The sequence below is a fragment of the Burkholderia sp. LA-2-3-30-S1-D2 genome, from assembly GCF_001523915.2.
Taxonomy (GTDB): Bacteria; Pseudomonadota; Gammaproteobacteria; order Burkholderiales; family Burkholderiaceae; genus Burkholderia; species Burkholderia diffusa.
Genome location: NZ_CP013383.1, coordinates 718,336 through 731,129, shown reverse-complemented (window position 1 = coordinate 731,129; position 12,794 = coordinate 718,336). Strand labels below are relative to the sequence as shown.

The window sequence follows — 12,794 nt, the reverse complement described above, 5'->3', positions numbered from 1 at the left end:
TTGACCGACTTTCAAAGGATGACATCTTGAACCAACCGCACTCGACCGACACCCTGCTCGCTCACGAAGGCCGCGCGCACGGCCAGCCCGGCTCGCCGGTGAACCCGCCCGTGTATCGCCAGTCGACGCTGCTCTTTCACGGCACCGACGCGCTCGACGCGGTGCGCGGCACGCCGCTCGCGTACGGACGCCACGGCAGCCCGACCACGCGTGCGCTCGAAAAGGCGCTCGCACGCCTCGAAGGCGCGCACGCCGCGCTGCTCACGCCGAGCGGGCTCAGCGCGATCACGACCGCGCTGCTCGCGGTACTGAACCCCGGCGACCATCTGCTGATGGCCGACTCGGTGTACGACCCGACCCGCTCGTTCTGCGACGAGACGCTCGCGCGCCTCGGCATCGAGACGACCTACTACGATCCGTCGATCGGCGCCGGCATCGCGTCGCTGATGCGGCCGAACACGCGCGCGGTCTTTACCGAATCGCCGGGCTCGCTGACCTTCGAGGTGCAGGACATTCCCGCGATCTGCCGCGTCGCGCACCAGCACGATGCGGTCGTGCTGCTCGACAATACGTGGGGCACGCCGCTGAATTTCCGCTCGTTCTCGCATGGCGTCGACGTGTCGATTCACGCGGCGACCAAGTACATCGCCGGACACTCCGACGTGCTGATGGGCGTGATCCTGACAACCGAGGCGCTCGCGCAGAAGGTCACGCGCTGCTACCGGCAGCTCGGGATGACCGTCAGCGGCGACGATGCGTATCTCGCGCTGCGCGGGCTGCGCACGTTGTCGGTGCGCCTCGAACGCCACCAGCGCAACGCGCACGTGCTGACCGAATGGCTCGCGCGGCAGCCGGAAGTCGCGCAGATCCTGTATCCGGCCCGGCCGGGCGATGCCGGCCATGCGTTGTGGCAGCGCGACTTCACGGGCGCGTGCGGCTTGTTCGGCCTGGTGCTGCATCCGCAGCCCGACGATGCCGTGCGCGCACTGCTCGACGGCATGACGTGCTTCGGCATGGGCTACAGCTGGGGCGGCTTCGAAAGCCTGATCATCCCGTCGAATCCGTCGCGCCACCGTACCGCGACGCCATGGCTGGCAGCCGGCCCGCTACTGCGCATCCACGCAGGGCTCGAGCATCCCGACGACATGATCGCCGACCTCGACGCCGGTTTCGCGAGAATGCGTGCCGCCGCGGCCGCGCTCGCGGACGCCTGACATCGGGCGCGTCGCACGCATCTCCCCGCACTCCCGTTTTTTTCAACGTTCGACCACCACTGATAGCGAGGCCATCATGAAAGACACGCTGTTCATTCTCCGCCCGGGTTTCTTCAAGGACTCCGAAGGTCCGTTCTACTGCGGCGATTCGGTTGCCGTCGAAGGGCTGCTGAGCTTCTATCCGCAGTTGCGCGACGCCGTCTCGGTCGAGTACGTCGACGCGCCGCGGCCGCGCCGGCCGATCGTCGCGCTGATCGGCGAGGACAACCAGTCCGCGCCGGTGCTCGTCCTGGGCGACGGGCAGGCGCCGAAGGACGACGCGGTCGGGATTCGCGAACACAACGGCCGCCGCTTCATCGATTCGCCGGTCGATATCCGGCGCTACCTGTCCTCGCAATACGGCGTCGCGCACGTCGCGTAAGCACGCCGGCGCCCGGTGTCGACGGGCGCCGCCGAACGGGGCGCGCGGCCGGCGCGGCCCGTTCGCCGTTTCCGGCACGCACGTCGCCGCGCGCGTGCGACGTACTCGGTCACGCGGCTCGCCGCTACCGATGGCCGGCCGGGCACCCCGCCTCCGGCCCGATGGACTTCAACGCAACGCGACACCGGATGCTGGCACACACCGGGGCCCGCCGCGACCAGCCTCAGCCGGGCGAACTGCAGACGGGCGCGAACGCGAATGCCGCCGGCTCGGACGGCACGTGGCGTGCGAGCCACAATGCGGCCTCGGTCCGGTTGCTCACGCCGATCTGGCGGAACAGCGCATACAGGTGATTCTTGATCGTGCCTTCCGCGACGTTGAGCACGCGGCAGATCTGCTTGTTCGACTTGCCTTCGGCCAGCAGCCGCAGCACGTCGCGCTGGCGCGGCGTGAGACGCTCGAATGCGCGATCGTCCCCGGCCGGCACGCCGCCCGGGCGCGCCTGCGTCGCACCGCCGTCGTTGGGCGGCACGTAGATCGCACCGGCCGCGACCCGGCCGAGCGCGTCCGCGAACTCGTCGGCGCTCGCGTGCCGGTCGATGATGCCGGCCGCCCCCGCCAGCAGCGCATCGGCAATCGTGCGGCGGCACACGGTGGCCACCACGCACAGCCACGGCGCGCCGGCGAACGTCTCGTTCAGCACGCTCGGCCAGCTCGGCCGCGCGGCGTGCTCGTCGCATTCGATCGTGATCGCCTCGACCGTCCCGGGCAGCAACGCGTCGCGCAAGCGCAAAACGTCCTCGGGACGGCGGGCCGACCACACATGCCAGTCGACATCGCGTTTACACAGTACGTCCGCCACGCCCGCGACGAATAACGGCGGGCTATCGATCATCAGAACGTTCATTGCGCGGTTTCCTCGAAATCGGGATGCTCGGTTTAGGTTTTTTTGCTTCCCTACCCGGCGTTTTTTTACCGCTGTTTTACCGGCCGCGCACTAGGCCCGTCGCTCCGTGACGAATGGCCTAATTCGTCCACGCCGCGCGTACCGATGCCCGCCGAGGGCCGGCCAGGGCCGCCGGACGTGACGGACGTCATATTTTGTGAACGTCTTCAATTTCCTAATGTAAATAAAGACAACGAATTTCCGTTGTCTTCAACACGAAGAGGGGTTTATTCATGGACGCGAATTTCATCGGCTCAGTGATTAACGCTTTACCCATGGACCAAATGATCGCCGGCCCGTTAAAGGCGATGATCAGCGCGCAGACGCAGGCCGCGAAGAGCTACGCGGATTTCCTGATGCAGGTCTGCATCCAGGGCGGCAAGGCCGTGGCCGTCCAGTTCGACTACGACGAGACGCTGGTGGACGAAGCCGGCGTGTCGAAGGGCGTCGTGCAGAAGACGATGCGCATCCCGCTGCTCGCGGCGATCGTCCACCCGATCATCGCGATCGAGGAAGGCACGATCGACTTCGAAATGGAGATTACGCAATCGGAGAAGTCGTCGTCGTCGACCGAGGCCGGCGGCGAATTCCAGGCGAAGTTCGGCTGGGGGCCGATCAGCGTCAGCGTGTCCGGGCGTGTGTCGCACAAGGCGGAGCAGACGCGCAGCACCGACACGCGCGCGAAATATTCGATCCATACGCAGGTGAAGCGCCAGTCGCCGCCCGAAGCGCTGATGCGCGTGATCGACTTCCTGACCGAAGCCGCGACCAAGCCGGTCGTCACGGAAGGCAACGCGAAGGCCGTGAAGCCGCTGCCGGCGACGCCGACCGACGGCAAGCTGGTCGGCGATGCGTCGGCGGCGGGCGGCGGCACGGCCGCGCCTGCCGCAGCCGGTTCGGATGCCCAGCAGCCGGCGCACGCGTAAGCGCGCGGGCCGGCCATGTTCAGGCTCTTCAGACGGTCTCGCCGCGTGGACGGCGGGCACGACGACGGGGATACGCGTCCGGGCGGCAGCACAGCCCGGCCGGAACCGGACGCGACGGACCCGCCGCCGGCCGGTGCGGCGGCCGGCCATACCGGGACAGTCTCAGGCACCGGTGCCTCGGCGGCGGTAACCGCCGATCCGGTGCCCCACGTGCCGCTCGAGGCCTCCGGCTCGCCGGCCGGGGCCGCGCCGGGCACGCACGACGCACCGGGCACCGCGGCGCCCGGTGCGTCCGCCGGCGGCCTGCCCCCGGCTCCCCCCGCTCCGCCCGCCCCGCCGGCGCCGCCGGGCACGCCGGCCGACGACGAGCGCCCGCCGCCACGTGGCATCGCGCTCGACGAAATCGCGCGCGGGATGCAGCACGCCGCGGCCGCCGCGAACCAACTGCTTGCGCACCAGTACACGGCCGTGCTCGATCAGTTCTTCGACTTGCGCGACGACGGCCTGCTCGCGCCACGCGAGGTCACGGTCGCGCTCGACGCGGAGCACACGATGCCGGTGCCGCTCGTCGCGCTCGCCACGCCGCGCGGACTCGCGCTCGACCGGATGATCGTGCACCTGACGGTGCGCGGCGACTTCACCGAGGCGTTGCCGGCCGGCGGTGTCTCGGGCGACGACGACCAGCGCGGCCGCTTCTACGTGACGTTCGCGCCGCGCTCCGGGAAGAAGGACGCGCAGGGCAACGCGCGGCAGCGCGACACCGAGCACATCGACATCGAAATGCAGTTCGCGGCGCTGCCGCCGCCCGAAGCGATCATGCGCGTGATCGACGAATACACGCATCGCCTGGTGCCGCGCGCACGGCCGGGCAGCAAGGAGAACGACGATGGCGAACCAGCCTGAACACACCGGTGAGCAAGGCATCGCGCTGATCAAGCAGTTCGAGGGGCTGCGGCTCGCGCGCTATCTCGACGCGGTCGGCAAGCCGACGATCGGCTACGGGCACCTGATCCTGCCGCACGAGCGCTTCACACGACCGCTCACGCCGGCCGAAGCCGAGGCGCTGTTGCGGCGCGACCTGCGCGGCGCCGAGCTGACCCTGCGCAAGCTGCTGCGCGTGCCGGTCACGCAGCAGCAGTTCGATGCGCTGATGTCGTTCGTCTTCAATCTCGGCGCGGGGCGGCTGCGCTCGTCCACGCTGCTGCGCTACCTGAACGCCGGCGCGTGCGCGCGTGCGGCCGACCAGTTCCTCGTCTGGAACAAGGCCGGCGGCAAGCCGCTCGCGGGGCTCACCAAGCGCCGCCAGGCCGAGCGCGCGCTGTTCATGTCGTGAGCGCCGCGGCACCGCACCGGCCGAACGTCACGGGTCGCCGCGCATGTCGTTCGCGCCATTTCGCACGTCGTCGGCTGCCCGTAAGCTGAAACCGTCGCTGAAGTCTTGCCGTATCCGTTCCAGCCGTTCGTCATTCGCCATTCGTTACTCGTCACGACAGGAGTCCCGCATGAAGGTCACTCGCTCGCCCGGCCGCACGACGCCGCCCCGTTCCACCGTTTCGCGCACGCTGCGCCGCGTGCTCGGCGCCGCATGCGTCGCCGTTGCCGCAGTGGCGACGGTCGCGCCGCACGCCGTCGCCGCCCCCGCCGATCCGCTGCCCGCATACGGCGCCGACCTCCAGCGCACGTCGGTGTCGGGGCTGTCGTCCGGCGGCTTCATGGCCGCGCAGTTCGACGTCGCGTTCTCGAGCCGGCTGATCGGCGCGGGCATCGTGGCGGGCGGGCCGTTCTACTGCGCGGGCGTGAACGAGTTGATCCCGCCGGCGGTGGCCGCGACCACGCTGTGCATGCAGCCGATCGGCCCCGCGCCATCCGCGGCCGATGCATGGCGCGCCGCGCGCATGTTCGCGCAGCGCGGCGAGATCGACGATACGGCCGCGCTGCGTGGTCAGCGCATCTACGTGTTCAGCGGCGCGAAGGATACGGTGGTGTCGACGCGCGTCGTCGACCAGACCGCGCGCTTCTACACGCTCGCGCAGGTCCCGGCCGCGAACCTCCAGTACCGCGAATCGCCGGACGCCGGGCATGCGTTCATCACGAACCGCCCCGAAGACAACGCATGCAGCGCGAACGCGAGCCCGTATATCGACAACTGCGGCTTCCAGCAGGCGCACGACATCGTGCGCTGGATCTACGGCACACCTGACAAGCCGCTCAATCCGCCGGCCGCTCAGGCGGGCGGCAAGCTGCTGAAGTTCGATCAGCGCGCGTTCGATCCGCAGCGCGGCGCGTCGCTCGGCGACACGGGCTACGCATACGTACCGGCCGACTGCGAGCGCGTAGCCTGCGCGGTGCACGTGGTGTTCCACGGCTGCGTGCAGAACGTCGCTGCCGTCGGCGAGAAGATGATTCGCGGCGTCGGCTACAACGAGATCGCCGACACGAACCAGCTGATCGTGCTCTATCCGCAGGTCGAAAAATCGGCCGTCAATCCGCTCGGCTGCTGGGATTTCTGGGGCTATACGAGCACCGATCCGCTCCACCCCGGCTTCTACCGCCGCGACGCGCCGCAGATGGCCGCCGTGATGCGGATGGTGCAGCGCCTCGGCGCCGCGCGTCAGTAATCCGCGTATCGGCCGCCATCGCGCCGTCACCGCTCTTTCATCACGAGGAATCGCCATGTTCTCCACGTTCATCGCCCAATGGGAACGCGCGCACGCCGACGCGCTCCAGCAGTTCGGCAAGGTCGCCGCGCAGGCGACCGGCACCGGCTGCACGCCCGGCGGCCCCGCGTGGCGCGCGTTCGCGCACACCGCGCTGCTCGCCGGCCACCGTTACACGGATGCCTGCCAGGCCGCGACCGACGCGTGGTGGCGCGGCCAGCTCGAACGGTTCGCGCCCGGCAGTTCGGCCGCCGCGGTCAAGGAGCTGGCGGCACTGAACGCCGATCTCGCGACACGCGTCACACAGAGCCATCTGCAGCATGCGGGCGCAATGGCCGACGCGGCCGCGCAATATCTCGACGATCTCGGCCGCACGCGCGGTCCCGCCGATGCCGTGATGGCGCTCGGCCGCTTCGCGGGCGACCTTCAGGCCCAGGCGCGTGCACATGCGCTGCACGTCGCGTCGCTCGCGAACGGCGTCGCGCCCGCGCTTGCGCAGTGGGCCGACCGCACGCTGCGCGACGATCGCGGCACGTCCGATCAGGAGCAGGCGTCATGAACATCAAGCTCCGCTTCGTCAATCGCTCGAACGACCGCGGCAACAGCGAGGTCGTGCTGTTCCAGCGCGACGTGATCCCCGATCTCGACGCATTCGCGATCGCGTGGAAGGTGATCCGTTATTGCGGACGCGACTGCTTCCATCCGTTCGACTACTCGACCGACATCGATGTCGCGCTCGGCGACGAGCACGGCAACTTCTCGCCGCGCGTCACGGCGCCCGCCGGCGTGCGCTTCGTGGTCGACGCGCAGCCGACGGGACGCGGCCGGCTCGTGCCCGATCCGGCCGACGCACCGGGCGGCGACATCGAGGTCGTCAACCGGCTGCGGCGCGGCGCCGTGAACGTCAACGCGTTCAGCGCGGGCCGGCTGATCGCGGTGAAGGAAGCGGTCGCGCCCGGGCAGAAGGCCGTGTTTCGCTTCACGCCGACGCTGTGGATCGGCGTGGCGTCGCAGATACAGGAAAGCCGCGCGCTGCACGCGGCGGTGCTATCGAGCGCGAACACGCTTCTGCCGCTGGCGGGCGTCGCCGCGGCCGACATCGTGATGACGGGCGGCGGCACCGGCACCGACGCGCAGCCGTTTGCATTCGCGCTCGAACACATCGTGCGCGCGTAGCGCCGCCAGCCACGGATTGAACCGGCTTGACGGCACGGCTTCGCGGCCGGGCCGGCGGGAAAGGTGTGCGGCAGACCGACTGCCGTCTTTTCAAACTCAAGGAGCAACGACGTGGATATCCAACTGAACCTGATCAACCGCTCGAACGACGCGAACAACTCGAGCGTCGTGATCTTCCAGAAGAACGTGGCGACCGACTTCGACGAACTCGCGATCGCGTGGAAGGTGATCCGCAATTGCGGCCAGGGCGACAACCATCCGTTCAAGTTTCCGATGACGATGAGCGTGAGCGCGAGCGACAGCTGGGGCAACTACATGCCGCAGCAGGTCGCCTCGAACGGCCAGGTGTTCCAGGTCGTGCGCTCGAGCTCGGGCGACGTGCTGCAACTCGGCGGCGACCCGGGCGCGAGCTCCGAGGTGCAGGTGCGCAACGACCTGCCGGCCGGCGCGATCAACGCGACGATCTACAAGGACGGCAGCGCGCTTGCGCGCAAGACGTCCGTCGCGCCGGGCCAGAAGGCGGTGTTCCAGTTCAAGCCGACGATCTGGATCGGCGTCGCATCGCAGATCGAACAGGGTGCGCTGATGAATTCCGCGGTGATCTCCGACATCAACACGGAACTGTCGCTGCTCGGCATCGCGAGCGCCGACATCGTGATGACCGGCGGCGGCCCCGGCCCGCGCTCGATGCCGTTCACGTTCCGGCTGGAAAACGTGGTGATGGCGTAACGGTTCGTGCGCCGGCGATGCACGGCCGGCGCCCATTCAATCAGTTATCCAAATCGAACCAAGGTGACTCATGGACATCAATCTCAACTTCGTCAACCTGTCGAACGACGTCAACAACAGCCAGATCGTGATCTTCCAGAAGAACGTGTCGACCGACTTCGACGAGCTCGCGATCGCGTGGAAGGTCATCACCAACTGCGGGCGCGGCGACAACCATCCGTTCGTGTTCCCGATGCTGACGACCGTCTCCGCGAGCGATGCCGACGGCAACTACATGCCGCAGAAGCGCGCGGACAACGGACAGGTCTTCAACGTGTCGCGTTCGACGTCGGGCAACGTGCTCGCGTTGGCCGGCCCGGCGCCGACGTCGCGCGAGATCCAGCTGCGCAACGACCTGAGCCAGGGGGCGATCACCGCGTCGGTCTTCAAGGACAACCGGCTGCTCGCGCACAAGACGGGCATCGTGCCGGGGCAGAAGGCCGTGTTCGAGTTCAAGCCGACGCTGTGGATCGGCACGGCGTCGCAGATCGAACAGGGCGCGGTGATGAATTCGGCCGTGCTGTCCGACATCAACACCGAACTGTCGCTGCTGGGGATCAAGAGCGCGGACATCGTGATGACGGGCGGCGGCGGCGGCACCACCGCGACCGCGTACCAGTTCCGGCTCGCGAACGTGGTGATGGGGTAAGCCGCAAGCCGCGCCCGCGCGACGGCGAACGGGTGGCACCCGTCACGTCGTCGCGCGCCGGCGCGTCAGCCCGCGCGCTGCACGGGCGCCATCTTCGAGAAGTACTTCGCCCCCGCGACGCAGCCGACAACCACGGCCGTCACGGCGAGCATCGACGGCGGCACCGTCTCGTGCAGCAGCCCGGCCGCGAGCAGGAAACCGAAGAACGGCTGCAGCAACTGAAGCTGGCCGACGCCCGCGATCCCGCCGAGCGCGAGGCCGCGATACCAGAACACGAAGCCGATCAGCATGCTGAACAGCGACACGTACGCGAGCCCCCACAGCGCGGCAGCGTCGACGCCGTCGAACGTCGCGGGCCACGTGAACCACGCGAGCGGCAGCATCACCGGCAGCGACAGCACGAGCGCCCACGAGATCACTTGCCAGCCGCCGAGCTGTCGCGACAGGCGCGCGCCTTCCGCATAACCGAGCCCGCATGCAACGATCGCGGCCAGCATCAGCGCATCGCCCACCACCGACGCACTTCCGCCGTTGCGCAGCGCGAACGCGGCCACCGCCCCGCTGCCGACCAGCGAGAAGATCCAGAATGGCAGCCGCGGCCGTTCGCCGCCACGCCAGACACCGAACAGCGCGGTCGCGAGCGGCAACAGCCCGACGAACACGATCGCATGCGCGGACGTCACGTGCTTGAGCGCGAGCGCCGTCAGCAACGGGAAACCGACCACGACCCCGAGCGCGACGACGACGAGCGACGCGGTCTCGGTACGCGTCGGCCGCTTCTGTTTCAGCGCGACGAGCAGGATCAGGCCGAGCACGCCGGCGATCGTCGCGCGCGCGAACGTGAGGAACAGCGGATCGAGCCCCTGCACCGCGACGCGCGTCGCGGGCAGCGAGCCACTGAAGATGATCACGCCCAGCAGGCCGCTGAGCCATCCGTCGGTCGTCTTTTGCACGGGAAATCCTGATCGGAAAAAGGTGAATGACCGATGATCCGCCGCCCGTGAAAAGCGCGTAAGCTACAGCCCAATACAATTCGGACAAACTGTACTGGACAACCGTCCGTACAGTTCCCTCTCGCCATGAGCCGTTCCATGCAAGCCCCTGCTCCGCCCGCGCCATCGCGAACCCGCGTGGAAACCGTGATGGACACGCTGCGCGCGCGGATCGCGAGCCGCGCGCTGATGCCCGGCGCGCGCGTGCCGTCGATCCGGATGATGGCCGACGCGCTGCACGTGTCGAAATCGACCGTCGTCGACGCATACGAGCGGCTCGCGAGCGAAGGCGTGCTCGTCGCGCGGCGCGGCTCCGGCTTCTACGTGTCCGGGCACGCGCCGCCGCTCGCGCTCGCCGAACTCGGCCCGCGCCTCGATCGCGAACTCGATCCGCTGTGGCTGTCGCGCCAGTCGCTCGAGGCGGCGCCGAGCTCGGTGAAGCCGGGCTGCGGCTGGCTGCCGTCGTCGTGGCTGCCGGACGAAAGCCTGCGACGTGCGCTGCGCGCGGTGTCACGCGACGAAACCGACGCGCTGACTGACTACGCGACGCCGCTCGGGCTGCCCGCGTTGCGCCAGCAGTTGGCGTGGCGGCTCGCGCAGCACGGCGTCCATGCGGAACCCACGCAGATCATGCTGACCGACGGCGGCACGCACGCGCTCGATCTCGTGTGCCGGCTGCTGCTCGAGCCGGGCGACACTGTCGTGCTGGACGATCCGTGCTACTTCAACTTCCAGGCGCTGCTGCGCGCGCATCGCGCGCGCATCGTCAGCGTGCCGTACACGCCGAACGGCCCCGATCTCGCACGCTTCGAGCAGGTGCTTGCCGAGCATCGGCCGCGCCTGTACATCACCAACGCGGCGCTGCACAACCCGACCGGCGCGACGCTCGCGCCGCCGGTCGCGCACCGGCTGCTGACGCTGGCGGCCGAGCACGGCCTGCTGATCGTCGAGGACGACATCTTCGCGGATTTCGAGAGCACGCCCGCACCGCGCCTCGCGGCATTCGACGGGCTGTCGCGCGTCGTGTCGATCGGCAGCTTCTCGAAGACGCTGTCGGCCGCAATCCGCTGCGGCTATGTCGCGGCGCGCCCCGAATGGATCGACGCGCTCGTCGACCTGAAGCTCGCGACGTCGTTCGGCAATGCGCAGATCGGCGCGAACATCGTGCACCGGCTGCTGATCGACGGCACCTACCGGCGCCATCTCGACGGCCTGCGTGCGCAGCTGGCCGATGCGATGGGCGAAACGATCCGGCGGCTCGCGCGCGCCGGGCTCGGGATCTGGACCGAACCGCGCGGCGGCCTGTTCGTATGGGCGGAACTGCCCGACGGGCTCGATGCCGCGCGCGTGGCGCGTCATGCACTCGACCACGATGTGGTGCTCGCGCCCGGCAACGTGTTCAGTGCGTCGCACGGCGCGACGTCGTTCATGCGCTTCAACGTGTCGCGCTGCAAGGGGCCGGCGGTGTTCGATGCGCTGGCGCGGGCGATGGAGGCAACGCGTGCGGCGGAGCGCAGCGGTCGCACACTGGCCGGCGACCGATGAACATCCACGGCGGCGGAGCGCACGAACGCCCCGCCGCCGCCCTCACATTTGCGCCGCGTGCGCCCTCGCCCGCACCTCGGCGAACGTCGTATCGACCAGCATTCTCCCCGTATCGAACACCGTTTCGAGCGCCTCGTCCCATTCGCCTTCCAGCGCGCGATCGTCCCATGCGACCGGCAGCGTCACCGTCCGGTATTCGCCCGTGCGCCGATTGCGCAGCAAGGTGAGCCGCCCCTTCTTCGAGCGCTTGCCCTGATCGGTGACCGGATCCTTGCGGACGTCGTGCCATACGTCGCCACGACGGATCGCCGAACACTTCATCGCGAAGCGCTGCGTATCGCGGTTCACCTGCTGCAGCAGCGCGCCGCCCATGCCAAACACGACGTTGCCGGCCGCATAGCCTGCGTCGTCGAGCGCGGAGAGAATCGCGTCGATCGACAGCTCGTCGACGCCGTCACCCTGGATCACGCGGACATGGTTCAACACGCGCCGTCCCTTGCCGTTCACGGACGAACCGAACGATGCGTCGAGCGCGCGCACGGTCTGCAGCACGATCGCGACGGGGTCGCCCGAATCGGGACGCACGACCAGCGTCGCGCCAGAATCGATCACGGCTTGCCGAAGCTCGCCGCCCCACATCTCGAGTGCGGCGAACAGATCGTAGGAGTCCGATACGACTGACACGATCGCGCCGGGCAGACCGAAGCGGGCGATCATGTTGCGATACGCATCGGCTTCGTGCTCGCGCCCCCAGGACGTGATCGTGCTGTGCTCGGCCGCCGGCACCGAATACGCGGCCATCGGCTCGCGATAGAAGCGGTTCGCGGCCAGCACGCCGAGCACCGTGTCCGAACCCATGAAGCTCACGAGATGCGCGGCGCCGCCGATCGCGGCCGATTCCGCGCTCGATACGCCGCGCGCGCCGAAGTCGTGCAGCTTGAACGGCAGCTGCGCGAGATCGTCGTCGGTCTTCTCGAGAAAGCGTCGGATCGTCTGCCGCAGGTGCCAGCTGCGCGTCGCGACCGTCACCGGGTACCACACGCGCAGCAGCATCGTCTCCAGATACGACGCGAGCCAGAACACCTTCGGGTCGTCGCATTCGACGGTCATCAGCACGTTGTGCACCGGCACGATCGAACCCTCGGGCACCGCGCGAATCTTCACGGGCGGGTAGCCGTCGTAGTGCTCGACGATATGGCGCCAGCCGTCCTCGTTGAACGGCTCGCCATGCACCGCGAAGAAATCGCGGGCGTCGTCGATCATCGCGTGCGTGACGGGCCGGCACAGATATTCCTTCAGCAGCATCTGCAGGCCGAAGAACAGCGTGCGGTCGTAGCGGCCGCCGCGCGACTCGACGTACGAGAACATCGCCTGCGCGTCGGGCGGATATTGCAGGAAGTGGGAAGCCTTGTACGAATCCGTGTTGAGGATCGGATTGGCGAGAACCGCGGCAAAGCCGCCGGGATCGTTTTGCATGGCTAGAGCTCCTCTAGGCCGTTG

The 12,794-nt window shown here is 68.7% G+C and carries 14 protein-coding genes; 11 read left to right on the top strand and 3 right to left on the bottom strand.

The genetic code is table 11. The features are described 5' to 3' along the window. Nucleotides 1–26: 26 nt before the first annotated feature. Both metC and WS66_RS03320 read left to right on the top strand, forming a co-directional pair. The gene (gene metC / locus WS66_RS03325; protein ID WP_059600100.1) at nt 27–1,214 is read left to right on the top strand and encodes a cystathionine beta-lyase; all 1,188 of its coding nucleotides are present in this window, start codon (nt 27–29) and stop codon (nt 1,212–1,214) included. Nucleotides 1,215–1,290: 76 nt separating this feature from the next. Beyond that, entirely contained in the window at nt 1,291–1,635 is a 345-nt protein-coding gene (locus WS66_RS03320) for a DUF3088 domain-containing protein (protein WP_059600101.1), read from the top strand. Between the two features lie 223 nt (nt 1,636–1,858). Here WS66_RS03320 and WS66_RS03315 read toward each other — a convergent pair whose 3' ends face one another. Next, nucleotides 1,859–2,542, bottom strand: coding sequence for a helix-turn-helix transcriptional regulator (locus WS66_RS03315; protein WP_059600102.1), 684 nt, complete (start codon nt 2,540–2,542; stop codon nt 1,859–1,861). A gap of 272 nt (nt 2,543–2,814) precedes the next feature. Here WS66_RS03315 and WS66_RS03310 point away from each other — a divergent pair, with 272 nt between their 5' ends. The 8 genes from WS66_RS03310 (at nt 2,815) to WS66_RS03275 (ending at nt 8,757) form a co-directional block, all read left to right on the top strand. Next, nucleotides 2,815–3,507: a DUF2589 domain-containing protein gene (locus WS66_RS03310; protein WP_059600103.1), complete on the top strand. Its 693-nt coding sequence runs from the start codon at nt 2,815–2,817 to the stop codon at nt 3,505–3,507. A gap of 210 nt (nt 3,508–3,717) precedes the next feature. Beyond that, nucleotides 3,718–4,410: a DUF2589 domain-containing protein gene (locus tag WS66_RS03305; protein ID WP_236872912.1), complete on the top strand. Its 693-nt coding sequence runs from the start codon at nt 3,718–3,720 to the stop codon at nt 4,408–4,410. Next, entirely contained in the window at nt 4,394–4,840 is a 447-nt protein-coding gene (locus WS66_RS03300) for a lysozyme (RefSeq protein WP_059600104.1), read from the top strand. Before WS66_RS03305 ends, WS66_RS03300 begins: the two co-directional genes overlap by 17 nt. Nucleotides 4,841–5,009: 169 nt before the next feature. Further along, nucleotides 5,010–6,125 (top strand): extracellular catalytic domain type 2 short-chain-length polyhydroxyalkanoate depolymerase, encoded by a 1,116-nt coding sequence (locus WS66_RS03295; protein ID WP_059600105.1) that lies wholly within the window; start codon nt 5,010–5,012, stop codon nt 6,123–6,125. Between the two features lie 55 nt (nt 6,126–6,180). Continuing rightward, nucleotides 6,181–6,723, top strand: a complete 543-nt coding sequence (locus WS66_RS03290) for a hypothetical protein (protein WP_059600106.1) — start codon at nt 6,181–6,183, stop codon at nt 6,721–6,723. Further along, nucleotides 6,720–7,340: a hypothetical protein gene (locus WS66_RS03285; RefSeq protein WP_059600107.1), complete on the top strand. Its 621-nt coding sequence runs from the start codon at nt 6,720–6,722 to the stop codon at nt 7,338–7,340. Before WS66_RS03290 ends, WS66_RS03285 begins: the two co-directional genes overlap by 4 nt. Nucleotides 7,341–7,451: 111 nt before the next feature. Continuing rightward, nucleotides 7,452–8,069 carry a hypothetical protein gene (locus WS66_RS03280; protein WP_059600108.1) on the top strand — a complete coding sequence of 206 codons (618 nt, stop codon included), beginning with the start codon at nt 7,452–7,454 and terminating at the stop codon, nt 8,067–8,069. Nucleotides 8,070–8,139: 70 nt separating this feature from the next. Continuing rightward, complete coding sequence (locus WS66_RS03275; RefSeq protein ID WP_059600109.1) at nt 8,140–8,757, top strand: hypothetical protein; 618 nt, start codon at nt 8,140–8,142, stop codon at nt 8,755–8,757. 65 nt (nt 8,758–8,822) lie between these two features. Here WS66_RS03275 and WS66_RS03270 read toward each other — a convergent pair whose 3' ends face one another. After that, nucleotides 8,823–9,710 (bottom strand): DMT family transporter, encoded by an 888-nt coding sequence (locus WS66_RS03270; protein ID WP_059600110.1) that lies wholly within the window; start codon nt 9,708–9,710, stop codon nt 8,823–8,825. Nucleotides 9,711–9,836: 126 nt separating this feature from the next. On the opposite strand from WS66_RS03270, the gene WS66_RS03265 reads away from it, so the two are divergent. Then, entirely contained in the window at nt 9,837–11,294 is a 1,458-nt protein-coding gene (locus tag WS66_RS03265) for an aminotransferase-like domain-containing protein (RefSeq protein ID WP_059600111.1), read from the top strand. 42 nt (nt 11,295–11,336) lie between these two features. On the opposite strand, the gene WS66_RS03260 is transcribed toward WS66_RS03265, so the two are convergent. After that, on the bottom strand, nt 11,337–12,770 hold the full coding sequence (locus tag WS66_RS03260) for a nicotinate phosphoribosyltransferase (RefSeq protein WP_059600112.1): 1,434 nt from the start codon (nt 12,768–12,770) through the stop codon (nt 11,337–11,339). Nucleotides 12,771–12,794 lie beyond the last annotated feature (24 nt).